This is a genomic window from Sedimentibacter saalensis, assembly GCF_007830175.1.
Lineage (GTDB): Bacteria > Bacillota > Clostridia > Tissierellales > Sedimentibacteraceae > Sedimentibacter > Sedimentibacter saalensis.
Genome location: NZ_VLKH01000003.1, coordinates 121853 through 148296, shown reverse-complemented (window position 1 = coordinate 148296; position 26444 = coordinate 121853). Strand labels below are relative to the sequence as shown.

The window sequence follows — 26444 nt, the reverse complement described above, 5'->3', positions numbered from 1 at the left end:
AATCAGCTCAAAAATTGAAACCCAGACGTCAAAAATAAGGCGGACTGGGTTTTATTTATATTTTTTGCATAATAATAAAAGGCGGTAAACGATTGCTGAATGTTTTAAATTAATCTAAAAGAATAAAATAAAGTTAAAACGATTAAAATTTAATTTTATTAAATAATGATATTGAAAAATTAATTAAATAATGTTAGACTTTGTTTTATGAAATTACACATTGAATATGACTGAATGTGGTATGAGATTGGAGGATCAGATGAAAAAATTTAAAAGAGTGCTGGTGGCTAACCGCGGTGAAATTGCCATCAGAGTTTTCAGAGCCTGCGAGGAACTGGGCATAAGAAGTGTTGCCATTTATTCAGAAGAGGACAAAAATTCCCTTTTCAGAACAAAGGCTGACGAGTCTTACAGAATCGGAAAAAACAAAAAACCAGTAGATGCTTACCTTGGTATTGATGAAATAATAAGCCTTGCAAAATCAAAAGGTGTTGATGCCATTCATCCCGGGTATGGATTTTTATCTGAGAATGTTGAATTTGCACGAAAATGTGAAGAAGAAGGAATTGTGTTCATAGGACCTGACCACATTATGATGAGCAAACTTGGGGACAAGATAAAATCAAAGATTGTTGCAAATTCAGTAGGAGTTCCAACGATACCAGGTATCGAAGAAGCAGTTAAATCAGAAGATGATGCAAAGAAATTTGCTGACTACTGCGGATATCCTGTAATTTTAAAGGCTTCAGCAGGCGGAGGCGGAAGAGGCATGCGTATTGCATGGCGTGAAGAAGACTTGCTGAGAGAATTTAAAAGCGCCCAAAGCGAAGCTAAAAAAGCATTCGGCATAGATGATATATTTATAGAAAAATATCTGGATAAACCAAAACACATTGAAGTACAGGTGCTTGGAGACAACTATGGAAACATTGTGCACCTTTTTGAAAGGGACTGCTCTATTCAGAGAAGACACCAGAAGGTTGTGGAATTTACTCCTGCCATAAGTATAACTGAAGAACAAAGACAAGCCATATGCAGCGATGCCATAAAGCTTGCTAAGGCAGTAAATTATAGAAGTGCAGGAACACTGGAGTTTCTGGTAGACAATACAGGAAGACACTACTTCATTGAAATGAATCCAAGAATTCAGGTTGAACATACAGTTACAGAAATGATAACAGGCATAGATCTTGTACAATCTCAGATACTTATAGCACAGGGCTACAGTCTTGATTCCGATGAAGTTAACATAAAAGGACAGGAATCGATTGAAAAAAGAGGTTATGCAATTCAGTGCAGAGTAACAACTGAAGACCCTGCAAACAACTTTGCTCCTGACACTGGAAAAATCGACATGTACAGAACCGGTTCAGGCTTTGGAATAAGGCTTGACGGAGGAAACGGATTCACAGGAGCTGAGATAAGCCCATACTATGACAGCCTTCTTGTAAAAGTAATTTCTCATTCAAGAACATTCAGCGACGCCATCAGCAAAAACGCAAGAGCGCTGAAAGAATTAAAAATTGGAGGAGTAAAAACAAACATAGGTTTCCTGCTGAACGTTTTAAACCATGAAACATTTAAAAATGGAAGCTGTGACACAGGTTTCATAGCTGAAAATCCATCTCTGTTGAATGTAAGGGGAGGAGAAGACAAGGAGCTCAAGGTTTTAAACTATATAGGAAACATCGTAGTCAATGAAACTAAGGGAATCAAACCTCAGTTTGATGTGCCTCGTGCTCCTAAATTTTCAGGTGCCGAATTTAAGCCTGGCTTAAAGCAGCTCCTTGATGAAAAAGGACCTAAGGAAGTTTCTGACTGGGTTTTAAAACAGAAAAAACTTCTTCTTACAGACACAACCATGCGTGATGCTCATCAGTCGCTTATGGCTACCCGTGTAAGGACAGTGGATATGGAAAAAATAGCTCCTGCCATGACACATATGGCAAACGACTTGTTTTCCATTGAAATGTGGGGTGGAGCCACATTTGATGTTGCATACAGATTTCTCAAGGAAGATCCATGGGAGAGACTTAAGACTCTCAGAGAAAAAATGCCTAACATATTGTTCCAGATGCTTCTTAGAGGAGCAAATGCAGTAGGATACAAGAATTACCCTGACAATGTAATAAGAGAATTTGTTAAATCTTCTTCTAAAGCAGGCATAGATGTATACAGAATATTTGACTCCTTGAACTGGATTGAAGGAATGGAAGTTGCCATAGATGAAGTATTGAATCAAAACAAGATTGTAGAAGCAAGCATTTGTTACACTGGAGACATTTTGGACGAAACCAGAGACAAATATACGCTTAAATATTATGTTGACCTTGCCAGAAAACTTGAAAAAAGAGGAGCTCACATACTTGCAATAAAAGATATGTCAGCACTATTAAAACCTATGGCTGCTGACAAGCTCATACGTGCCCTCAAAAGTGAACTTTCAATACCTGTGCATCTTCATACTCATGACACAAGCGGAAACGGCGTTGTGACTGTTTACTCGGCAGCAAATGCTGGAGTGGACATTGTTGACACTGCATTTAACTCAATGGCAGGGCTTACAAGCCAGCCGCCGTTAAACTCAGTAATTGCAGCTCTTAACAACACAGAAAGAGACACAATGCTCAATCTTGATGACATGCAAAAAATTTCAGACTACTGGGAAGCTGTAAGACCTGTTTATAACAAGTTTGAATCAGGGCTTAAGACGGGAACAGCTGAAATTTATAAATATGAAATACCTGGAGGACAGTATTCAAACCTCAAGCCTCAGGTTGAAAGCTTCGGCCTTGGACACAGATTTGAAGAAGTTAAGGAAATGTTCAAAACAGTAAATGAAATGCTTGGAGACATTGTAAAGGTTACTCCTTCATCAAAAGCTGTTGGTGACATGGCAATATTCATGGTTCAAAACGATCTGAACGAAGAAAACATATACGACAAGGCAAAGGACATGGACTTCCCGGATTCAATAGTATCTTACTTTGAAGGAATGATGGGACAGCCTGAAGGAGGTTTCCCTGAAGACCTTAGTAAACTTGTTCTCAAAGGCAAAGAACCTATTAAATGCAGACCTGGCGAACTTCTTCCAGATGAAGATTTCGATGCAATCAAAAAAATGCTTAAGGAAAAATTCAGCATTGAAGGAACAGATGAGGAAGCCTTGAGCTATGCACTGTATCCAAAGGTTTTTGAAGAATATCAGAAAAACCTTGCTGAAGAAGGAAACTTAAGAATGATGGGAAGCGACATATTCTTCCACGGACTTGAAGAAGGCGAAACATGCGGAGTTAAAATTGCGGAAGGCAAGAAGCTGAGCATAAAGCTTGTTGAAATCAAATCAAATGATGACGGAACAAAAGACCTTGCATTTGAGGTTAACGGAAACAGAAGAGTTGTTACAATAAAAGACAAGAATGCAATTACTGCAAAAAATGCTTCAATAGAAAAGGTTATGGCTGACACCGGCAATCAGTATGAAATAGGTGCCAATATACCGGGCAATGTTTACAAAATCCTTGTAAAAGAAGGAGACAAAGTTGAAGCAGGCCAGCCAATTGCAGTGCTTGAAGCAATGAAGATGGAAACAAACGTAATTGCTCCTCTTGCAGGAACAGTGAACAAAATTCACGTAAAAGAAGGCCAGAGAGTTGTGGCCGGAGAACTGATAGCAGAATTAGAATAACAAATTCGGGGACGGACTACTGTCCTCCCGAAAATAAAAATACTGAAATAACAACAACGGGCGGATACAAGATCCGCCCCTACGAACTGGTTAATTTGGCATTAAGCGGCGTATATGGATTCCAATGCGTAGGGGAGGACTACTGTCCTCCCGAAAATAAAAATACTGAAATAACGACAATGGGTGGATACAAGATCACCCTGCGATATGTAGATATTAGGTTAGTCAATAGTCTGGGGGATGGATATATCCATCCTCTTATTTTATTTTGAGGAAATCCTTTGTTGCCAGATGGCAATAATTATTTTATAATTGATTAAATCATCAGGGAGGTTTAATATGGGAAAATTTAAGGCAGCTCTATTACAGACTCATGTCTACAGCAACAAGGGAAAAAACATAGAAAAAGCAGTTAAACTCATTGAGAAGGTTTCAAGGGAAGGAGCAGACATCGCAGTATTTCCGGAAATGTTCATCTGCCCTTATGACAACTCGTGCTTCAGGGAGTACGGCGAAGAAGAAGGCGGATCTGCTTTCATGGCAATGAGCAAATCTGCAAGGGAAAATGGAATTTATGTTGTTGCAGGAACAATGCCTGAGCTAGTAGGCGACAAAATTTATAACACATCCTATGTGTTTGACAGAAACGGCGAAAAAATAGCTAAACACAGAAAGATGCATCTTTTTGACATAGACATTGAAGGCGGACAGCGCTTCAAGGAATCTGACACACTTTCCCCGGGCCAGGAAGTGACTGTATTTGAAACAGAATTCTGTAAAATAGGCCTTGCCGTATGCTACGACATAAGGTTTCCTGAATTAAGCAGGCTTATGGCAATGGAGGGAGCAGAAGCAATTATAATACCAGGAGCATTCAACATGACCACTGGTCCAGCCCACTGGGAGCTTCATTTCAGAGCAAGGGCCCTGGACAATCAAGTTTACACCATCGGAGTGTCTCCGGCCAGAGACATGGAAGCATCTTACCATTCCTATGGCAATTCGATTGCAGCTTCTCCATGGGGAAACGTGTTATGCCGAATGGATGAAAAGGAAGGATACGTAATACAGGAAATAGATACGGATTATGTGAAAAAAATAAGAAATGAGCTTCCTCTTCTTAAGCACAGAAGAGCAGATGTTTATGAACTGACCAAAATAAATAAATGATAAAATAATTAATTTTAATTGGATGTTTTTAGCCAAATGGCAGCCAATAAACATCCAATTCATTAAAACATAAATAGAAGTGTTGAAAAATCAGCGTTATTTAATTGGCATACATATTGCAAACATATATGTGAAAATATATTATTGGAGGTATATATGTCATTTAAGAAAACAGATAATGATCAAAAATCGAAAAAAGATCTGACAAAGATGCGAACTCCCCATACTTATGCAATTATATTTGTAGTGGTGCTTCTTTGCTGGATACTGACATTTATGGTGCCTGCAGGAAAGTTCAGCACCCATGATATTGAGTATACGGATTCAAACGGCGATGTTAAAACAAGGACCGTATTGATGGCTGAAACATTCAGGTACAGCTACAACCTCAACACTGACTTTCTTGCAGCAGAACTAAAAAAACTTGCAGAAGATGAGAATGCGCTTCAGGAACTGGGTGCTGACCAGGAAGCGTTGGAGGAATTTGTTGAAACAGACCCTTCAGCCTGGGATCAGTCTCAGCTTGATGAACTTGGGCTGACAGATGATGTATTGTACGGTAAATATGGAGAATCAATTTACGACACCAGCAAAAAACTTCATAAGACTGCCAATGTGTGGGGAACCGATGACTACAGCGGATTCGGATTTATGAATTACATTTTTGAAGGCCTTGTTACAGGCAGCAAGTATGGCTCAGCCGTAGGAATAGTTGCATTGATTTTAGTTGTTGGCGGATCTTTTGGAATAATCATGAAGACAGGTGCAATTGATGCAGGCATTTATGCGTTCATCAAAAAGTCAAAGGGTCTAGAAAGGTTAGCCCTTCCTCTGTTGTTCTTTATATTTTCTCTTGGAGGAGCAACATTCGGAATGTCTGAGGAAGTTATTCCGTTTGCAATGATAATGGTTCCATTTGTAATTGCCCTTGGCTATGATTCCATAGTGGCAGTAACTGTTACATATGTGGCATCACAGGTTGGAAATGCTGCTTCGTGGATGAGTCCTTTCAGCGTTGCAATAGCACAGGGAATTGCAGGAATACCTGTTCTTTCCGCAGCATCCTTCAGACTGGCTATGTGGTTTGTTGTCACTGGATTATCTGCAGCCTATATGATGGTATATGCAGAAAAAATCAGAAAAAAACCTGAACTTTCAGCAGTATATGATACTGATGAACACTTCAGAAACAGAATTGAAAATACCACAGAAGAAGAAATGAAGTTTACACTTGGACATAAGCTCATATTACTTGAAATGCTTGCTGTTCTTGTATGGATTATTTGGGGAGTTACAAAGAAGGCTTATTATATTCCTGAAATTGCATCGCAGTTCTTTGTAATGGGGTTTGCTGCAGGAATAATTGCTGTAGTATTCAAGCTGAATGGAATGACTATAAACGACATGGCTTCTTCCTTCCAAGGAGGGGTTTCAGACCTTGCAGGAACAGCAATTGTTGTTGGTATGGCAAAAGGTATTCTTCTGGTTTTAGGAGGATCTGATGCAAATGTAGCTTCAACTTTAAATACTGTACTGTACAGCATAGGGAATGCTTTGAATGGTGTTCCTGCAACTGTTGCAGCGTGGAGTATGTACCTGTTCCAAAGCTTGTTCAACCTTGTTGTAACATCCAACTCAGGCCAGGCTGCATTGACAATGCCTATTATGGCTCCTCTTTCTGATATTGTTGGGGTGTCAAGACAAATTGCAGTTCTTGCTTATCAGCTTGGAGCCGGTTTTGTAGATGCATTCACGCCTGTTTCTGCAAGCTTGATAGGAGTGCTTGGAGTTGCAAGAATAGACTGGACAAAGTGGGCCAAATATCAGATCAAAATGCAGGGATTCTTTTTCCTCATGGGTACCATAATAATAGTAATAGCAGTTGCAATAGGACTTCAATAAAATATACAATGCTAGGAAAGGAAATAACATGATAACAATAATTAGAAATGTAGATGTTTACAAGCCGGAACATGCAGGCATTAAGGATGTTCTTTTGTTAGACGGCAAAATAGCCTCCATATCTGACAATATCAGTGTTGAACTGAATGGACATGTTAATGTTTTAGAAATTGATGCTCAAGGCAAAAAATTGGTTCCCGGGTTTGTAGATTCTCATGTTCATATTCTGGGCGGAGGAGGAGAAGGCGGATTTTCCACCAGAACACCGGAGGCTACACTTACAAGCCTCACCACTGCAGGAGTTACAACTGTAGTTGGCTGCCTTGGAACTGACGGAGTGGCACGGGATATGGTTTCTCTTCTGGCAAAAGCAAGAGGATTGGATGAAGAAGGAATAACAACGTACATATACACTGGTTCCTACAGAATTCCGGTCAAGACAATAACTGGTGAAGTCATGAAAGACATCATGGTTGTTGACAAAATCATCGGCGTTGGAGAAATAGCCATATCAGACCATCGTTCATCTCAGGCATCTTTTGAAGAATTTGTAAGATGCGTGTCGGATGCCAGGGTAGGCGGTATGCTGTCGGGAAAATCAGGCATAGTTGACATCCATTTAGGAGATGGTCAAAGAAAAATTGACTACATTAAAAGAGCTGTGAAAGAAACAGAAATACCAATCACTCAATTTTTACCAACACACATAAACCGAAGCCCTGAACTTTTTGAAGAGTGCGTTCTATATGCAAAAGAAGGAGGATACGTTGACTTTACCGGTAGTGACGATCCTGATTTCTGGGAAGAAACAGACGGCGAGGTAAGGTTCAGCAAAGGCCTTAAACGTCTCATCCAAGAAGGTGTAAGTCATGATAATTTCACACTTTCATCTGACGGACAGGGAAGCATGCCCATATTCAACAAGAAGAAGGAATATGTGGGTATAGGTATCGGAAAATCAACATGTTTGATCAAGGCAATCAAAGAATGCGTATACCGCGAGAATATTCCTCTTGAAACTGCATTGAGGGCAGTCACTTCAAATCCTGCAAGAATACTTAAGCTTAAAACAAAGGGCAGAATAGAAGCTGAAATGGATGCAGACCTGTTGATTCTTGATGAAAATCTGGATATTGACACTGTAATAGCCAAGGGCAAAGTGATGGTTGAACATAAAATACCCGTTGTACTTGGTACATTTGAAGAAAAAAGATAAGATATCCTGAGGGCAACCTCAGGATTTTTTATAATATAGGAAAGTTCTCTTTCCTATATTATAAAAACGGGGATTGCAAAGGGCGGGACGCCCTTGCCGTCAAGGGGGGTGCTCAGTAAAAAATACGTTAGTATTTTTTACGCCGAAGGGGGACATAGGTCCCCCTAGCGGAGTTGCGGAGCAACTTTTTTGTGGATAGGGCAGTGAATAAATGGTATAATTGAAATAATAAATGTCAGGGGTGGTTACATGTCAAAGAAAATTGTATTAATTGCAGGTTCTGTCAATACTAAGAATTTTCTTCTTGGTCAGCTTAAGGAATTTGTTTCAGATGAATATGTAATTGAAGCATATGCACAGGAAGAAGGAATTCAACCGGATATTAAATGTGATCTTCTTATATTTTCAAGCCAGGAAATGAAAGACGAGCTTGACAGGATGGAAATTGCATATGAATGCAGCGACATTGTTGTGTGCGAAAGAAGCATCAACTTTGACTTCATTGACCAGGTGGCAAATATTCCGGTAAATGAAGAAGTGCTTCTGGTAAATGACGAAAAAGAAACAGCATACAGCTCAATCAATGATTTAGTCGAGCTGGGTCTGAGTCACATAAAGTATTATCCGTACTATCCCGGCATAAAAGACTACAAGAAACTTAAAAAGGCCATCACCCCCGGAGAACCTGATAAGGTTCCTGACTGTATAACGGACATAATTGATTTGGGACCAAGAATAATTAACATAAATTCAATGTATGTAATCATGGATAAAATAAATCTTGACCACAAGGATGCAACATTCATAACAAAAAAATACATGAATAAAATAATAAACGTATCAAAACGCGTGTCTGCCATAAACAACAATGTCAATGCATTAAACGGATACCTGAACAACATAATACACAATCTTGTCAATGGAATTCTTGTTTATGATGAGGACGGCTTTATTAAATATTCCAATGAAAAAATGAAGAAGATTTTTTCTTCCAATAAGGAACTCATAAACAAGAACATTAGAAATATCATTGACAGGGACCTGTTTCCATACTTTCTGAGTGCCGACACATTTGAGAACAAAAAAATAAACATAATGGGAGTAACCACAAAGGTTACAAAATTCATAGCACCAAACGGAAAGGACATAGTGGTTACCACTGACAGGGATGAAAAAGAAAAAAGCGGCAAAAACCATAACCAGAACCTTTTGCTGAAAGGTCATGTTGCCAAGTATGATTTTGAAAATATAATAGGCACAGGCATACTAATGGCTGAAACAAAGGAAACGGCATTGAAATTGTCAAGGTCGGATCTGTCGGTATTGATTGAAGGAGAAAGCGGCACCGGCAAAGAACTTTTTGCAAGCGCTATACATAAAAATTCCAAAAGAAGAAACGGACCGTACCTTGCAATAAACTGCAGTGCCCTTCCTGATGAACTTATAGAAAGCGAGCTTTTCGGCTATGAGGAAGGATCGTTCACAGGAGCCAAAAAGGGTGGGAAAATAGGTCTTTTCGAGCTTGCCGATGGAGGCACGATTTTTCTTGATGAAATAGGCGATGTGTCACCCAAGGTTCAGACAAAGCTTCTGAGGGTTCTTCAGGAAAAGGAAATAATGCCTATTGGAGGAACATCCATAAGAAAAGTTGATGCAAGAATAATTGCTGCGACAAATAAAAATTTAAGAAACATGGTTTTGGAAAAAGAATTTAGGGCAGATTTATATTACCGTCTGAAAATAGGATATTTGTACCTGCCTCCACTAAGAGACAGACTTTGTGACATAGATGGTCTGGTTTCATATTTCATTAAAATGGAAACAGCTGCAGATATAAAAATATCCAGAAAAGTTACAGATGAATTCATGAAATATAAGTGGCTTGGTAATATAAGGGAGCTTGAAAGTACAATCAAGTACATGATTGCTGTAAGAACCGGAAATGTGCTGACAATGTCAGACCTTCCAGATAGGAAGTTTTTTGAGGAAACAATCAATACTTCACCTAGACGCTTCCATGAAAATGATGACTGCCGTTTAGGAAGCGAAGGTATTAGTATTTTAAAGTCCATTGATGATTTACAGAATCAAAATATAGCAGCAGGAAGAGAAAAAATATCCGAAAACTTAAAGGTATACGGTTATGAGCTTACAAGTTCGCAGGTTCGTACAAGGTTATGCAATCTGGAAAAACAAGGCTATATAACAAAGAACAGAGGAAGGCATGGTACTGTCCTGACTGATATGGGCATAAGGTTTATAAAAAATTTAAATTTTAAATAGACATTATATAGCAAAAGCAGAACACTGTCATAATTATAAATAAAAAGGAGTTTATTATGAGAATAATAATTGACGGAGATGCATGCCCTCAGCGCGTAAAGGAAATATGTGAGCATGCTGCTAAGGAATATGGGGTTGAATTGATAATAGTTGTTGATATAGACCATTATATAGTAAGCGATTTTCAAATTATAATTGTGGAACAGGGAAGAGATTCTGTTGATTATAAAATAGTCCAGATATTTAAAGAAGGAGATATACTTGTAACTCAGGACTACGGACTGGCAAGTCTTGTATTGGCTAAAGCATCAGCCGTGATTCACACTGCAGGATTTTTCATAAACAAAAACAACATAGACAGTCTCCTTCAATCCAGATATATAAGTGAAAGAATAAGAAAGCAGGGAGGAAAGACAAAGGGACCTTCCAAGAGAACAAAGGAACAGGATGAAAATTTCAGAAAGTGTCTTTATAAAGTTCTCAATGAAAAATTAGGCAGGAAAAAATAGCTATTTGATATTATCAATTTAATGTGTTTCATTCGGCAATTAAATATTCAGTTTGGTAATGCAGAAACAATTTGACATATAACTATTTTTGTGTTAACATTTAGCAAACGATAACAGAGGGAAAATATGGATACACTTGGAAAAGTTCAGTCTGTTGATAAGGCGTTATTGATACTTAAGCTGTTGGCAGACAAGGGACGGGAAATGAAATTAACTGAAATTTCAGATGAGCTGGATATAAACAAGAGCACTCTTCACGGCATAATCAGTACCTTGAAATATCACGGATATGTGGATCAGGACGGGAAGACTCAAAAGTATCGTCTGGGATTGTACTTGATTGAATTAGGAGAAATTGCAGCAAGATCACTGGACATTATTAATATTACATCTCCAATTATAGAGCAGGTAAGTCAAAAGCTTCGTGAGACTGTTCACATTGCTTCACTTGATAATTTTGAAGTTGTTTATGTGAACAAAAGAGAATCTAATCAGTCTATGAGGATTTTCACAAGCATTGGAAGCAGAAACCCTGCATACTGCACTGGAGTTGGAAAAGCCATTTTGGCATTTCTTGATGATGACATTATAAACGGGCTCATTCCGGATAAATTGGAACAGTTTACTCCTAACACAATTACTGACAGGCAGAAGTTTAAAAACTCATTGAAGAAAATAAGAGAAAATGGTTATGCTTTTGACAGGGAGGAATTCAGTGTAGGACTTACATGTGTTGCAGCTCCCATATTTGACAGCACCGGAAAAGCAAAGTATGCAATAAGCGTTTCAGGGCCCACCGTGAGGATGACAGAAGAAAAAGTACGTGAATCAATTGAAATTATAAGAGAAGCAGCTCTGGATATTTCCAGAAAGATAGGGTATAGAGATTAATACCCTAATATTTTATAAAATTACAATAACTGAGTTTGTCAATGGCGAACAACTGTGAATTACATATGTGAGTTATTGGAATTAACTATTATAGGAGGCAATTATGGAGAAATTAAAAGTGGGTATAATCGGGCCCGGAAACATTGGCATCGATTTAATGATGAAAATCAAAAGAAGCCCTTACCTGGAAACCAGGTGTGTTGTAAACATTAAGGAATCAGAAGGTCTGGATATAGCAAGAAATATGGGTGCAGATGCATCAGCAGGCGGGGTTGATTACATGATAGCAAATCATCCGGATCTGGACATAGTATTTGATGCCACAAGCGCTTCAGCTCATGTGAATGCAGCACCAAAGTTAAAACAAGCAGGATATTTTACAATAGACCTTACACCGGCAGCAGTAGGTCCATACTGTGTTCCTACGGTAAATCTTACAGAGGAAATGCTGAACATGGACAATGTAAATATGGTAACATGTGCAGGTCAGGCAACAGTTCCTGTAGTTGCAGCAATAAACAAGGCAGCAGATGTTGTTTATGCGGAAGTTGTATCATCAATCAGTTCTAAGAGCGCCGGACCGGGAACAAGAGCAAACATAGATGAATTTACAGTTACTACAAGGCAGGCACTTGAACAAGTAGGCGGAGCAGACAATGCAAAGGTAATAATTGTGCTTAACCCAGCCGAACCACCGATATTCATGAGAAACACAATATACACAAAAGTTAAAAGCACTGATATTGAAGTTATAAGAAGTGCCATTGAAGACTGCGTCAAGGAACTTAACACATTTGTTCCGGGATACAAAATACTGCTGGAGCCCATAATACAAGACGACATAGTTACAACAATGATTCAGGTTGAAGGACTGGGAGACTATCTTCCTGTATATTCAGGAAATCTTGACATAATAACATCAGCAGCAGTAAATATTGCAGAAAAAAAAGCACAGCAATTGGCAGGAGGGGCGAAATAATGTCAAAAATATTTTTAACAGATACAACATTGAGAGACGGAAGTCATACTGTTTCACACAAGTGGAATACAGACGATGTAAGAAAAATAGTGACAGCCCTTGATGCTGCAGGGATAGATTTGATTGAAGTCGGACACGGAGATGGACTTACAGGTTCAACAATTAACTATGGATTTGCAGACTATGATGATTTTGAAATTGTAAAAGCAGCAGCATCAGCAATTAAAAATTCAAAGCTGACTGTACTTTTGATACCGGGAATAGGAACAGTTGAAGATTTGAAAAAAGCTCAGGAATGCGGAGCTAAAGCAGTAAGAGTCGCAACACATGTAACAGAAGCAGATGTATCAGAACAGCATATAAAGGCTGCGAAGAAAATGGGGATGTTTACAGTTGGATTCCTGATGATGGGACATATGGCAAGTGTAGAAAAAATAGTTGAAGAAGCGAAAAAAATGGAATCATACGGAGCTGATGTTGTTTATTGCACAGACTCGGCTGGGGCCATGCTTCCTGTAAATGTAAAAGAAAAAATATCCGCGTTGGTAAAAAATCTGAGCATTCCTGTAGGACATCATTCACACAACAATTTAGGTCTGGCCATAGGAAACTCTCTGGCAGCAATTGAAGCAGGAGCAACGTACATAGACGGTTCACTTTCAGGACTGGGTGCAGGAGCAGGTAATACTGCAACAGACGTATTAGTGGCTGTTATGAACAAAATGAACATTGCACACAATGCTGACTTGTTTAAAACAATGGATGCCAGCACAAATGCATTGCTTCCGGTGCTTGAAGCCAAGGGGGTAAAGGCAAACACAAATCTTGACACAATGATACTTGGCTATGCAGGATGCTATTCAAGCTTCTTACTTCATGCAAGAAGAGCAGCAATCAGGTTTAATGTTGATGTAAGAGAAATATTAATAGAATGCGGCAGAAGAAAAGCTGTAGGAGGACAGGAAGACTGGATTATAGAAATTGCCAGTGATATTGCTAAATTGAAAAAATAAAATTTGCTATGTAAGTTCAATTAATGGCATTAATTTTTTTATTTGCTGTCGGATTATGGAAATTTAATAATTATCGACGGCGATAAAATTATATGTTAGAATATAAAAATAAATACTATTTTAGAAAGGGGATATTATGGCTCACTTTGCAAAACGCATGAAAAGCATGGAAAATTCAGCATATGTGGTTAAAAAACTGTTTGGTGCTATGAATGATCCTGAAATTATATCTTTTGGAGGCGGAGCGCCTGCAAGGGAAGCACTGCCTGTTGATATTGTCCGTGAAATTTCAAATGACATAATGAGAATGGATTCAAGAGGAATTGAAGCACTTCAGTACGGTCCTGTAATGGGAACAGCTGACCTTAGGGAGGTTGTGGTTAATGAACTGCTTGCTCCAAAGGGAGTGGAAGCAAAAGCTGAAAATATCATAATCACCGGCGGAGGAATGGAAGCAATAAATTTATTGTGCCAGCTTTTTATTGATCCTGATGACATAATACTTGTTGAATCTCCAAGTTTTGTGCATTCAGTGGAAGTTTTTGAAATGTTCCAGGCAAAATGCATACCTGTTTCTATGGATGAAAACGGCATGATGACAGATGACCTTGAAGAAAAAATCATAAAGTACAAACCAAAGATGGTTTATGTAATTCCTACATTTCAAAATCCCACAGGCATAACCCTTTCTCAGGAAAGAAGAAAAAAAATTGCCGAGCTTGGAAGCAAGTACGACAAAATCATTCTTGAAGATGATCCATACAGGGACATACGCTACAGCGGCAGCGATCTTTTACCTATAAAATCTTTTGATAAAACAGGACATACAATTCTTGCCAATAGTTTTTCAAAGATTTTTTCAGCAGGAAGCAGACTTGGATACATATATGCCAATGATGAAATTACTGAAAAGCTCTTTGATGCAAAGACAGCAACAAATTCGCACACAGCAATGCTACCGCAGATACTTTGTGCAGAGTTTTTTAAACGTGGATATTATCCTGCCCATCACAAGATGATCTGCGATTTGTACAGGGAACGAAGAGACGTTATGCTTGAATGCATAGACAAATTTTTCCCGGAAGGAACAAAGAGAACAACTCCTGACGGAGGATTGTTTGTATGGGTTGAGCTTCCTGAAAACATCAATACAACTGAGCTTCTTAAAGAATCTGTTTCAAATCCTGATGTAAAAGTTGCATTCGTTGCAGGTGAAGGTTTCTACGCTGAAGGCGGAGGAAAGGGAAGAAACTGCATGAGAATAAGCTATGGAGGAGTAACTCCGGAAAAAATTCGCATAGGTGCTGAAAAGCTCGGAAGACTTATTTCTTCGAAGGTTAAATAAATAAGCTAATTAATTCCCTGTCCAGTCAGTAATGAATATGTTTCATACTGATCGGGCAGGGGTTCATTTTTAGGAGACTGAAATGGCAGAAGCAGGCTTTCTACATATTGCAGGAATGGCGTCAACCTTATTGTTAATTATGATAATCGGCATTAATTCAGGAAAGAACATTAAAAATTCATCTGACTTTACAACAGGAGGAAAGAGCGCAAGCACATCACTTGTTGCAGGAGCTCTCATAAGTACGCTTATAGGAGGATCTTCAACCATAGGAACAGCGCAGCTCGCTTATTCCTATGGAATGTCTGCCTGGTGGTTCACCCTGGGCTCGGGTTTAGGATGTCTGTTGTTTGGGCTTTTTTTTGTAAAGCCTTTCAGAAACAGCGGTTGTATTACCATTCAGCAGGTAATCAGCCATGAATATGGAAACTTTGCCGGAGTTGTTGCGTCCGTATTGAGTTCCTTTGGAATTGTTTTAAACATCGTGGCACAAATATTGTCAGCAAATGCACTGCTTACTGCAGTGTTTGGCATCAGACCGGTTCTCAGCGCTGCAATTACTGTGGCAATAATGATATGCTACGTTGTTTTTGGAGGAGTTCTTGGGACAGGAATTCTTGGAAATGTAAAACTTGTGCTGACATACATTGCAGTTGGTTTCGGAACATATAAAATTTTGACTTTGAGCGGTGGATTTACTCCCATTTACAATGCTCTTCCCAAGGAACAATATTTCAACATGTTTGCCAGGGGCTTTGGAATTGATATTGGCTCATTGGTATCTGTTATCTTAGGAGTGCTTTGCGGGCAGACTTACGTGCAGACTATTTTGTCGGGAAGAAATGATATTGATGCGAAAAAAGCAACTGTAGCAGCAGCGTTATTGCTCCCACCTGTGGGATTAGGTGCTGTGTTTATTGGAATGTATATGAAAATAAACTATCCATTAATAGAATCAAGTCAGGCATTTCCCATTTTTGTATTGGAAAATATGCCTCCATTGCTTGGAGGTGCTGTTCTTGCAACACTCCTTTTAGCTCTTGTGGGAACTGGTTCCGGCATGGCTCTTGGATTTGGGACTATTGTGTCCAAAGATATTTACAAGAAATTTATAAGAAAAGATGCTGATGGAAAAAAAGAGCTTCTTGTCAGCAGGATTTTCATAGTTTTGTCTTTTCTAATTTCGGCTGCAATAGTGAGCATAAATAAGCAGACTGCAATTCTCACCTGGGGTTTTTTGGCTACGGGACTGAGGGGTACTGTGCTTTTGTTTCCTATGCTTGGGGCGCTTTTCTTCAAGGATAAAATCGACCATAGATTTGCAGTTGCATCGAGCATAGGTGGAATCACTGCTCATCTCACATGTGAATTGTTTTTTGAACTCAGCTTTGATTCCTTGTTTGCAGGAGTGGGTGTTGGATTCATTATTTTTGCAGTTGGTGCAATTGTTAAAAAATTCAGCAGATAGCAATATAATAAGAAACAGCAGCAATTCTGATGATTCAACCGGGCGGGCACAAGACGATGCCACTGAAAAACTATACATTTATTCACTGTCATTCTGAGGCGCAGCCGAAGAATCTCATGTTTTCAACAAAGATGAGATCCTTCACTATCGTTCAGGATGATAGGGAAGACTATTCCAGTGACGTCAACAAGACCCGCCCATATGATATGTGGAAATTTGTTTGTCAATAGTCTGACGGCAGCAATGGCTGCTGTTTTTATTTTATTTTTCAACCATGCTGTAAAACATGGGAACAACAATCAAAGTAAGCAGTGTGGAAACCATAAGGCCTGTCATAAGAGCCACAGCCATTGGTGTAAAAAATGAACTTGCAGATAAAGCCAATGGAACAAGTCCAACCACTGTTGTTATTGTAGTAAGCATTATTGGGCGAAACCTTCTTTTAACTGAACTTTTGCAGGCTTCATCTATTGTTAATCCGTCGCGCCTTGCTCTGTTTATGTATTCAAGAAGAAGTATGGCGTTGTTTACAACAATTCCTATGAGAGACAAAAGTCCAAGGCCTGCAGTAAATGAAAACGGCTGATCAAAAATCCACAATCCGAAAATGGAACCTATTACTGACAACGGAACGGATATCATTATTATCAGCGGCTGCAAGAGTGAACTGAACTGAATCATCAAAATAACGAAAATTACCGCAAGGGATATGGCAGCAGCTATGCCAAGACCTTTAAGGTACTTGGACAATGTCTGTTTTTCTCCGCCGAATTCAAAGTCTATGTCATCATCAGAATAGTTTAAATTGATTATTTTTTCAATTTTATTTTGTGCCATCTGGGCGCTGTATCCTTTGGAAACCTCTGCAGTAACCTTTATGACTGGCGATTTGTTGTATCGCTGGGCTGATGGCTCTGCTGCACTTAGTGTAACATCTGCTGCCTGCTTAAGCATTATTTTGTTTCCGGTGGCAGTTGACTTTATTTTAAAGTTTTCAAGATCACTTATGCTTGCAATGTTTGATTTGAGCACAATGTCATACTCATTGTCATCTGAATTTAAAACTGAAGCATTTATTCCGCTAAGAGCTATGTTTACCTGGCGCTGGATGTCATACTTAGTAAGCCCCATGACAGAAGCAATGCTGTTGTCTACGTCTATGCTGTATTCCTGACGATTCTTTGCATATGAGCTTGCAACATTGTACAATCCTTCAATATTCATGAGTTCATCTTTAATCATGTTTGCTTTTTCAACAAGGTTAGTTCTTTCATTTCCGGAAATCAAAATTTCTATGTCTGATCCTGGAGCTGTTATTGCAAGTAGTTTGGCAGTTATCTGAGCTCCTGTGATATTTTCGTTTAATTTATTTTGAATGTGCATCATGAACTCCTGCTTGTCTTTTCCAAATGCTTTATCATTTTTCAGGTTGAATTTTACAATCAGTTGTGAAAAGTCAGCTGAGTCTGAACCAATTGCAGATGTCAGGTAATACTTTGGAAAATATCCTCCAACACAGGTAAAAATGCTTTCTATTGCTTTTTCGTCACCAAGGAGAGATTCTATATCCTTTGTAAGCTCATATGTGCTTTTTATATCGCCCTTCTTGGAGTTTACAACATCTACATACAGGTAATTTTTATCTGTGTACGGAAAAATTTCAAGAGGAAGAACAAGAACAGCAGTTGCCACGCTTAGGAAAAAAATGCCGAATACCAGAATAGCTGACAATTTTTTGCGACTAAAAGCGGCACTTAGCAAATTTGAAAAAATCAGTCTTGTTTTGCTGTCATAGTTGTCAAGTTTTGTGTTTGTCCTGAAAAACATTGCTGCAAAAACCGGTACAACAAATATGGAGACAGCATAAGAAAACAACAATGCAGCAATTATTACAACAGGCATTGTCTTTATGAATTCACCTGCTTCTCCGGGCAGAACAAAAAGTGTTGCAAGGGCAGCAACCGTGGTGAGTGTTGAAGTGAATACAGGTACTGCAGATTCCATAACGCCTTCAAGTGCAGCCTGATTGTTTGGAAGTCCTTCGTTAAGCCTCATCTGCACTGCATCCGTCACAACTATGGAGTTGTCAACAACCATTCCAACTGCCATGATGAGTCCTGCTATGGATATTTGCTGCAAGTCAATTTTGAAAATATACATGAAGCAAAACGAGGCAAATATAGTAAGAGGCAGTGAAACTGATACTATCAGGGCATTTCTTATTCCCATGCCAATAAGAACAATGACAATCACAAATATGATTCCTTCAAAGAGGTTCAAAATAAAATCATCAAGGGCAAGTTTTACATCTTCAGGCTGGAATGTAATTTTATCAATATCTAAATCTGCTGAAGCACTGTTTTTTGTTTTAAGAATAGCATCATCTATTTCATCCCCAACAAGAACAACATTGTTTTTAGTTTTGAAATATGCAGCAAGAACAACTGCATTTTTGCCCTTAGAGTATATTTTTTTTGCATCATCATCTTCACCAAAATAAACATTTGCTACATCCTTGAGCCTTACTATTCCTCTTTCGGATGCGGCTATTATTATATTTTCAATGTCTTCAAGGGACTCGAAACTCTCGGGAACATTAACATTTATCTTTCCGCCCGGTGTGTCAATTGCTCCTGCAGGTATCCGTAAGTTCTGTGCCTGAAGGAGATTATATATTTCTTCTATTGAAATTGAATAATTGTTTAGTTTCATTGCATTTGTTTCAACAAATACTTTTTTTTGCGTATTTCCTGCTATGGTAATTTTATTTATTTCTTCAATAGGTAAAAGGTTCTGTTTTAATTTTTTTACATAATAATCAAGTTGGCTGGGAGTAAGATTATCTCCTGAAACAGACAACAGCATTCCTGCTGTCTCAACCATTGACTCAGTATCAACATGGGGCTCATAACAACCTGATGGAAGTTCAGATTTCACATTGTCTATGTATTCCTTTAAATCAGACCACTGTTTTTGCTTGTCAACGGAATAACTTATGGTAACAATGACTGCACTGAAATTGTCATTTGATATAGAGTCTATTTTTTCTATGCCATCTATTTTTGAAGCTTCTTCTTCAATTTTTTTAGTCACAAGCTCTTCAACATCATGGGCAGAGGCACCGGGGTACACAGTTGTAATTAAGGCAGATGGGCTTGTTATGTCAGGATTTTCCTGACGAGGCATGCGGTAAAATGAAAAAATTCCAAACAATATTGTAAGTACAAAAGCAGCAACTGCAACATACTTTTCCCTGAGCAAAAATGAAATGATTTTTTTCATAAAAGCCTCACTTTTTCATAACATGGGAACCATCTTTAATATTGTCAGTTCCGTTTATAATCAATTCATCATTGTCTGACAATCCCCTTATCAGTGCCTTGTCATCCACTATATCTAAAACCTCAATATTTTTTCTTATGGATTTTCCTTCTTCCAGTATGTAGACGTAATTTTCACCATCATTTAAAATGTATGGTATTTCAAGATAAATTCCGTCAGATTTTCCTGTTATGAGTTCCACTTCGGCTATGGAACCTATGTAAAATTTTTTGTCCGTATCAATGGATATTTCTGCTGTAAATGTCATGGTTGCTTCGTCAGGAGTCTGATTTATGTTTGTTATTTTTCCTGAATACACTTCATTGTTTACAGTGATTCTGGCCAGGGTTCCAACGCTTACTTTTTCAGAGTCTTCCTGAGTTAATCCAACTGTGGCAATTTGATTTTTGCTTTGAACTAATATGACAGGATAGCCTGCAGGAATAAGTTCACCTTCTTTATATAAAATGTCTGCAACGTATCCATTAACATCACAGACAAGAGTTGCTTCTTCATATAGCTTTAAAGCAGCCTCATAGTTATTATAAGACATTTCATACTGAGATTTTGCAGAAGAAATGTCTTCGCTTCGAGTGCCTGCCAATGTTTTATTAAGAACTTCTTTTGACTGATCAAGCTCCTTTTCAGCAATGTTTAAACCAAGCTCTGCTTCTTTGAAGCTTGACTGCGACACGGCTCCTTCTTCGAAAAGAATTTTTGTGTCATTGAATGTAAGAAGGGCGTAGTCATATGCAGCCTGTGCTTTTTCAACATCAATCTTTGCAGCGCTTATATCTTCGTCCTGAGCTCCTGAAAGTGCTTTTTCATATTGTGAATATGCAGCATCTGCCTGATTTTTGGCTGCATCTGTCTGAATTTTTAAATCAGACTTGTCAAGCTCAAGCAAAACTTCCCCTTCATCCACACTCTGGCCTTGTTGCACATATATTGACTTCAGTATACCGCTTGATTTAAAGGAGTATTTTTTAAAGGAATCACTGTTTATTATCCCTACATATTTTAAGTAAGTGTCTGTGCTTTCCAGATTAACAGTAATGGTTTCAACAAGCGCAGCACGATCAGAAACTGCACTTTTTTCCCTGCTGCAGCCTGAAAGAAACAACATAAGGGCGAGCAAAACCAAGAATTTTCTCATAAATACCTCTTATTTTTCTATACTTTCAACCACATCATCAACTATTTTTTCAGAAGATGATTTATAATACATTTTCCTCATATTTTTTCGCATTGCATTGAGCATGTCAGGATTCTTTATAAGTTCCTTCGTGCTGTTAATTATTTGAAATGTATTGTTTGCAATTATAGCAGCCCCTTTTTTCTCAAAATAAAGGGCATTTTCCTTTTCCTGTCCCGGCACAGGCTTTATTATTATGAGAGGAATTTGAACAGCCAATGCTTCGCTTAAAGTTATGCCGCCGGATTTTGTTATCATGCAGCTTGATATTTTATAAAGTTCATCAATGTTTTCGGTAAATCCAAAAACCTTCAGATTTCTAAGACCGAGGGATTCAAGACTTTCCTTCTGAGCTGTATTGTTTCCGCAAACAACAGCAACCTGAATTGATCTGTCCTTGCATAGTTCAACACAAACATTTTTTATGCTTCTGAACACTCCGAATGCACCGGAATTTATCAATACAATTTTTTTGCCTTTTCGAAAATTGTACTTTTTGTACAAATTTGCTATGTTTTCAACTTCTTCAAAGGCATCTCGTATTGGTATGCCTGAAACAACTGTTTTTTCAACAGGAATGTTCATTTTTTTCATTTCTTCCTGAAGCTCATTTGTAGCTATGTAAAATTTGTCTATTTCTTCGCTTATCCATAGCTTGTGAACGTAAAAATCTGTAACAATGTTAAACACAGGTATATTTTTGTTGTTCTTGTCTTTTACCTTAAGTGATGACAATATGGGAAATGTGTTTATTATGAGATTCGGCTGGAATTGCCTGGCTATTTCATCAAGTTTTTTGTAACCAAAGTTTCTGTATAATTCAATGACTTTCATGTCCGTAAGCTTTTCGGAGCCATAATAAATTTTAGAATATGCTTCTCCGAAGTCATAGCTTTTTATGTATGCCTTTTTAATTGTTTCAGTGATTTTGGGGTGAGCCTCTGTAAACAAGTCAACTACAAAGACATTGGTGTACCCCTTGTTTATAAATGCATTTTTTAAAGCTGTAGCCACCATCTTATGTCCGTTTCCGAATGGTGCTGTGGTAATTAGTATATTCAACATAATGCCTCCAAACATAAGCAATCAAAATAATATTTTTGTTCTGATTGTACTTCATATCAAATATTATAATATATATGGACAATTAATTAAAGAGTTTGTTTGATAATAAATTAATGGAGGAATTACATGGAATTCATAGAAGCTTTTGTACTGGTCTTTGCTGCTGAAATAGGTGATAAAACTCAACTTATGCTAATGACCCTGGCTGCAAAGTACACCATGGTTCAAATGCTTTTAGGTATACTCCTGGGGGTTTTTTTAAATCACGGAGCAGCGGTGTTTTTAGGAAGTCTTTTGTCCGGTATGATTGACCAGAATCTGCTTCAGATTTTTGCAGGATTAATGTTTATATTCTTTGGAATTATCATAATAATTTCCGATGATGAAGACTGCACTGACAAGTGTTTCAGATTTGGCCCCATAATAACAACCGCTCTGACTTTCTTCCTGGGAGAAATAGGAGATAAGACACAGCTTACTGCAATGACTCTTGCCATGGAGGCACAGTATCCTTTGATGGTGCTTGCAGGCTCTGTTGCAGGAATGCTGTTCATTGGCTTCATTGGAATAATTATTGGCTCATCGTTGACTAAACACATTCCATCTTATATAATAAAAACAATATCAGGACTGGTATTTATATTATTTGGATTGATGAGGCTTAACGGATAATGAATATTGAATATATAAAAAATAAAATAAATGATGTTGAACCAAAACCAATTGATGAAGATTTCAGGTTTTCTGTGCTGGTTCCGCTGGTTGAAAAAGATGGAGAACTTAATCTCATATATGAAGTAAGGTCCAAAACCATAAGACAGCCAGGCGAAATTTCATTTCCCGGAGGAAAGATTGAGGACTTTGAAAATCCAGCCGAAGCTGCCATGCGTGAAACATGGGAAGAGCTTGGAATTCCAAAACAAAACATAGAAATATTGTCTGAACTTGATTATGCTACAAGCAAAAGCGGTTCGTTTGTATATTCATTTCTGGGATACATCAAAAACCTTGACGTATCTGAAATTCCCTACAGCAAGGATGAGGTTGATGATCTTTTTTGTGTTCCCTTGTCATATTTTTTGAACAATGAGCCGGAAAAATATTACATGAACTACCTTCCTCAGGCAGACAAGGATTTTCCATACCACATGGTCAATGACGGAATCAATTACAATTGGGGTAACATTAGGTATCCTGTTTATTTTTATAAATATGAAGATAAAGTTATATGGGGACTTACAGCAAAAATAACCTACAGCTTCATTAATAGGCTGAAAAGTGACAATTAAAGTAAAATAATTATCAATTAATTGGCATAAAAAATTATTAAAAATATTTTTAAAAAAGTGTTGCTTTTTTTAAGACGGTATAATATAATAAGTAAAAAATATACCCAACTAAATTAGTAGGAAATACAGTGAAGAAGGAAAGTAATATATATTGAATTTTTAGAGAGAGCATCTCCAGGCTGAAAGGATGCTTATTGGATGTATATGTGAAGTGCCCTTCGGAGTACAGCACCGAAATATAAAGTAGGCTGCTGCGGAATCAACCCGTTAAAATGAAATAGCATGATGGTGCTGTTAAGGTGGGCAATTTATTGCCAATAAGAGTGGAACCGCGGATTATATCCGTCTCTGATGAAAATTAAGAGGCGGATTTTTTGTATTTAAAAATAAAGCTCATGAAGCTATATTTTTTTCTGGTTTAGGGGTAAAAAGGATGGTAGTTATGGAAAATTATACAACTTTAAAATTAATAGGCAATACTCCAATAGTTCAATTGCCAGGAGAAAATATATTTATTAAAATGGAAAAATTCAATCCGGGCGGGAGCATAAAAGATAGAGCAGCCCTTGGAATGATATTGGATGCAGAAGAAAAAGGAATATTGAAGAAAAACAGCATCATTGTTGAACCTACAAGCGGAAATACAGGAATAGGTCTTGCCCTGATAGGAAGACTCAAAGGATACAAGGTAGTAATAACAATGCCTGAAACAATGAGCGTTGAAAGAAGAAATATAATAGCAGCATATGGAGCAACATTGATACTCACAGAAGGTGCCAAGGGAATGTCCGGGGCAATTGCCAGAGCAAATGAGCTTTTGAAGGATGACAAGAACTACTTCATGCCTGACCAGTTCAACAACCCGGCAAACCCGGAATTTCATTATAAAACCACTGCTCCTGAAATAATAAGCCAGGTTAACGACCTTGACATATTCGTAGCAGGTGTTGGTTCAGGCGGAACAATTTCCGGAGTTGCAAAACGACTAAAGGAATACAACAAAAATATAATAACTGCAGGCACTGAGCCATCTAAATCACCTGTATTGTCCGGAGGTAATCCGGCACCGCACAAAATACAGGGAATAGGAGCAGGATTCGTACCGGGAGCATATAACGGAAGTTATGTGGATGAGATATTTACAGTAACAGATGAAGAAGCCATAGACACAGCTGTTGAGGTTTCAACAAAGACAGGAATTCTGGTTGGAATATCTACAGGAGCCAATGTGGCAGCAGCAAGAAAGCTTGCCCAAAAATACGGAAACAACAAAAAAATAGTTACAGTATCTCCTGACGGCGGAGAAAAGTATTTGTCAATGGTTAAGTACTACTAGAAAGGAATGATCCCATGATAAGATTTATAAAATCAATAATTGAAGATATAGATTCAGTGTTTGACAGGGACCCTGCAGCAAGAAACAGAATAGAAGTATTGCTTTTGTATCCTCACATGAAGGCTCTCATAACATACAGAATTGCTCACAACCTATACAAGAAAAAAAGATTTTTCATGGCAAGATGGATATCAAACATGGGAAGAAAATGGAGCGGAATTGAAATCCATCCAGGAGCAACAATAGGCAAGGGATTGTTCATAGACCACGGCATGGGAGTTGTAATAGGAGAAACAGCAGTTATAGGAAACAATGTTACAATGTTTCATGGAGCAACACTGGGAGGAACAGGCAACGAAAAAGGAAAAAGACATCCTACAGTAGGGGACAATGTTACAATAGGAAGCTCTGCAAAGATTCTTGGAAATATTTATATAGCTTCAGGAACAAAAGTAGGAGCAAATTCCGTAGTTCTTTACGACACAAGCCCAAATTCAACAGTTGTTGGAATCCCGGGAAGAGAAGTTAAAAAAGGCAAGATCATATGCCTCAATGAATATGCAATATAACAAACAGCCTTCGGATTTCCGGAGGCTGTTTTTGCAATCAGAACGGTGACAGCTTGGTTGTGAAGGTAATGTGTGATAGATGATTGATGATTGATATGGCGTTTAGGAAAATACTAAATAAAAGAGTAAACTTTTAGTTTGGATATGTTGACAAAAATGATTATATAGTATAAGATACAGTTATATTAAAATTAACCGTATTGAGCAATTCCGTTGAATAAATTTATTTAATAGAGTTTTTAAAAAAATATTTAAAGCAGAGAAACTTTTCTAAATTACAGAGATATTGCATCATTCATTAGAAAAAGGGAAAAAAGAAGAGAATACTGATCGATTAAAAAAGCAGATAGATGATTATGATAGCTTTATTATTTATTTGGAGGGTGAAATGAGCGATACTAAGTACTTAATATTTCCATATATAACAATATATGATTATAAGAGTATTGAAGACAATTTAACTACAATGGCAGCACAAGGATGGAGAACTGAAAGTATAGGACCGTTTCTATGGACGTTTAAGAGGTCAGAGCCATCAAATAAGAAATTTTTTGCTTTCTATACAAGTAATTCAAAATATGAATCTGCATCCACAGAAGAGCAAAAATTGCTTGAAGAGCTTTGTGTCAAGGGCGGTTGGGAAAAAGAATTCCAATGGAAAAATATGCATGTATTTATCGCAGATCATGATGCTATGCCATTAGAAATCGATGAAGCAATAAAACTAGAAAATATATATAAAAATATGAAAAAAACCTTTATACCAAACGGTACTATAGTATTAATCCTTATGCTACTTATCGCATTTATTAATGGTAAGAAATACTTCGGGAACTCCCCTTATAGCGATGAAAAAACAATTTGGGCTTTCTTGCTTAACATATATGGTGCTTTTTTAGTAGGGGCATCTCTACTAGGATATCTGTTTTGGATTAAGTTCTCGAAGAAAAAAATATCCGAAGGTGGTACATGTGTAAGTACTAAATGGTTTCGCAAGATTCTAATACTGTTACTAGTTGGATTTGTGGCAACCTCTATCGGAATTCTCTTATATTAAATATAGAAACTATATTCATCGTTGGGCTATTTCACTCTCAAAGAATATCCATGTTAGTGACAATACCCCCATCCCTATGACACGTAGTAATGCAAGCTCTTTCTATAAGTATTATTATGAAGAAGGAGTAATTGACAAAACGTATGGT

General features: G+C 37.8%; 19 protein-coding genes and 1 other annotated feature. Of the genes, 16 read left to right on the top strand and 3 right to left on the bottom strand.

All coding sequences use genetic code 11. The annotated features are described in order from the left end of the window. Positions 1–259 precede the first annotated feature (259 nt). The 11 genes from LY60_RS05910 to LY60_RS05860 all read left to right on the top strand — a co-directional run bounded on the left by LY60_RS05910 (position 260) and on the right by LY60_RS05860 (position 16464). Positions 260–3688, top strand: coding sequence for a pyruvate carboxylase (locus tag LY60_RS05910; protein WP_145081326.1), 3429 nt, complete (start codon positions 260–262; stop codon positions 3686–3688). A gap of 339 nt (positions 3689–4027) precedes the next feature. Next, a complete protein-coding gene (locus LY60_RS05905; protein ID WP_145081323.1) occupies positions 4028–4858 on the top strand; it encodes a carbon-nitrogen hydrolase family protein in 831 nt (276 codons plus the stop codon). 156 nt (positions 4859–5014) lie between these two features. Beyond that, positions 5015–6760, top strand: coding sequence for a putative basic amino acid antiporter YfcC (yfcC, locus tag LY60_RS05900; protein WP_145081321.1), 1746 nt, complete (start codon positions 5015–5017; stop codon positions 6758–6760). Between the two features lie 31 nt (positions 6761–6791). After that, entirely contained in the window at positions 6792–7976 is a 1185-nt protein-coding gene (gene iadA / locus LY60_RS05895) for a beta-aspartyl-peptidase (protein WP_212633461.1), read from the top strand. 249 nt (positions 7977–8225) lie between these two features. Then, entirely contained in the window at positions 8226–10259 is a 2034-nt protein-coding gene (locus LY60_RS05890; protein WP_145081316.1) for a sigma-54 interaction domain-containing protein, read from the top strand. Positions 10260–10315: 56 nt separating this feature from the next. Beyond that, on the top strand, positions 10316–10768 hold the full coding sequence (locus LY60_RS05885; protein ID WP_145081313.1) for a YaiI/YqxD family protein: 453 nt from the start codon (positions 10316–10318) through the stop codon (positions 10766–10768). Positions 10769–10894: 126 nt separating this feature from the next. Continuing rightward, the gene (locus tag LY60_RS05880; protein WP_145081310.1) at positions 10895–11659 is read left to right on the top strand and encodes an IclR family transcriptional regulator; all 765 of its coding nucleotides are present in this window, start codon (positions 10895–10897) and stop codon (positions 11657–11659) included. Positions 11660–11762: 103 nt separating this feature from the next. Next, positions 11763–12638, top strand: coding sequence for an acetaldehyde dehydrogenase (acetylating) (locus LY60_RS05875; RefSeq protein WP_145081307.1), 876 nt, complete (start codon positions 11763–11765; stop codon positions 12636–12638). Next, positions 12638–13651 (top strand): 4-hydroxy-2-oxovalerate aldolase, encoded by a 1014-nt coding sequence (gene dmpG / locus LY60_RS05870; protein WP_145081304.1) that lies wholly within the window; start codon positions 12638–12640, stop codon positions 13649–13651. The genes LY60_RS05875 and dmpG overlap by 1 nt, the downstream gene beginning before the upstream one ends. 136 nt (positions 13652–13787) lie before the next feature. After that, complete coding sequence (locus LY60_RS05865) at positions 13788–14996, top strand: aminotransferase-like domain-containing protein (RefSeq protein WP_145081301.1); 1209 nt, start codon at positions 13788–13790, stop codon at positions 14994–14996. An 82-nt stretch (positions 14997–15078) separates the two neighbouring features. After that, entirely contained in the window at positions 15079–16464 is a 1386-nt protein-coding gene (locus LY60_RS05860; RefSeq protein ID WP_145081298.1) for a sodium:solute symporter family protein, read from the top strand. A 261-nt stretch (positions 16465–16725) separates the two neighbouring features. On the opposite strand, the gene LY60_RS05855 is transcribed toward LY60_RS05860, so the two are convergent. From LY60_RS05855 to LY60_RS05845, 3 genes are read right to left on the bottom strand one after another with little or no spacing between them, the layout of a single operon-like run. Further along, complete coding sequence (locus LY60_RS05855; RefSeq protein ID WP_145081295.1) at positions 16726–19746, bottom strand: efflux RND transporter permease subunit; 3021 nt, start codon at positions 19744–19746, stop codon at positions 16726–16728. Positions 19747–19753: 7 nt separating this feature from the next. Next, on the bottom strand, positions 19754–20941 hold the full coding sequence (locus LY60_RS05850) for an efflux RND transporter periplasmic adaptor subunit (protein ID WP_145081292.1): 1188 nt from the start codon (positions 20939–20941) through the stop codon (positions 19754–19756). A gap of 9 nt (positions 20942–20950) precedes the next feature. Continuing rightward, positions 20951–22045 carry an MGDG synthase family glycosyltransferase gene (locus LY60_RS05845; RefSeq protein WP_170226117.1) on the bottom strand — a complete coding sequence of 365 codons (1095 nt, stop codon included), beginning with the start codon at positions 22043–22045 and terminating at the stop codon, positions 20951–20953. Between the two features lie 126 nt (positions 22046–22171). Between LY60_RS05845 and LY60_RS05840 the strand changes: the two genes are divergently transcribed. The 5 genes from LY60_RS05840 to LY60_RS05820 all read left to right on the top strand — a co-directional run bounded on the left by LY60_RS05840 (position 22172) and on the right by LY60_RS05820 (position 26296). Further along, the gene (locus LY60_RS05840; RefSeq protein ID WP_145081286.1) at positions 22172–22717 is read left to right on the top strand and encodes a TMEM165/GDT1 family protein; all 546 of its coding nucleotides are present in this window, start codon (positions 22172–22174) and stop codon (positions 22715–22717) included. Then, a complete protein-coding gene (locus tag LY60_RS05835) occupies positions 22717–23334 on the top strand; it encodes an NUDIX hydrolase (RefSeq protein ID WP_145081283.1) in 618 nt (205 codons plus the stop codon). Before LY60_RS05840 ends, LY60_RS05835 begins: the two co-directional genes overlap by 1 nt. Before the next feature lie 119 nt (positions 23335–23453). Beyond that, positions 23454–23687 (top strand) — a binding site (T-box leader). 89 nt (positions 23688–23776) lie between these two features. Continuing rightward, a complete protein-coding gene (cysK, locus tag LY60_RS05830) occupies positions 23777–24670 on the top strand; it encodes a cysteine synthase A (protein ID WP_145081280.1) in 894 nt (297 codons plus the stop codon). A gap of 14 nt (positions 24671–24684) precedes the next feature. Beyond that, the gene (gene epsC / locus LY60_RS05825) at positions 24685–25239 is read left to right on the top strand and encodes a serine O-acetyltransferase EpsC (RefSeq protein ID WP_145081277.1); all 555 of its coding nucleotides are present in this window, start codon (positions 24685–24687) and stop codon (positions 25237–25239) included. 388 nt (positions 25240–25627) lie between these two features. Continuing rightward, positions 25628–26296, top strand: a complete 669-nt coding sequence (locus tag LY60_RS05820) for a DUF2812 domain-containing protein (RefSeq protein ID WP_145081274.1) — start codon at positions 25628–25630, stop codon at positions 26294–26296. Positions 26297–26444: the final 148 nt, after the last annotated feature.